The organism is Bacillus luti, from assembly GCF_001884105.1.
Taxonomy (GTDB): domain Bacteria; phylum Bacillota; class Bacilli; order Bacillales; family Bacillaceae_G; genus Bacillus_A; species Bacillus_A luti.
The window spans coordinates 1-227 of record NZ_MACI01000061.1; the positions used below are offsets into that span (position 1 = coordinate 1).

Below are 227 nucleotides of genomic sequence, written 5' to 3' on the forward strand. Positions count from 1 at the left end.
GGCTGGATCACCTCCTTTCTATGGAGAATTGATGAACGCTGTTCATCAATATAAGTTTCCGTGTTTCGTTTTCGTTTAGTTTTGAGAGTTCAATTAATTATTGACTCTTAAATGAGGATATGATATAAATAAATCCTGCAATTTGTATGGGCCTATAGCTCAGCTGGTTAGAGCGCACGCCTGATAAGCGTGAGGTCGATGGTTCGAGTCCATTTAGGCCCACCATA

The 227-nt window shown here is 40.5% G+C and carries 1 tRNA gene; it reads left to right on the plus strand.

Annotation, left to right across the window (positions count from 1 at the left end):
• Window positions 1-148: 148 nt before the first annotated feature.
• Window positions 149-225: transfer RNA gene (locus tag BAQ48_RS13990), tRNA-Ile, on the plus strand.
• Window positions 226-227 lie beyond the last annotated feature (2 nt).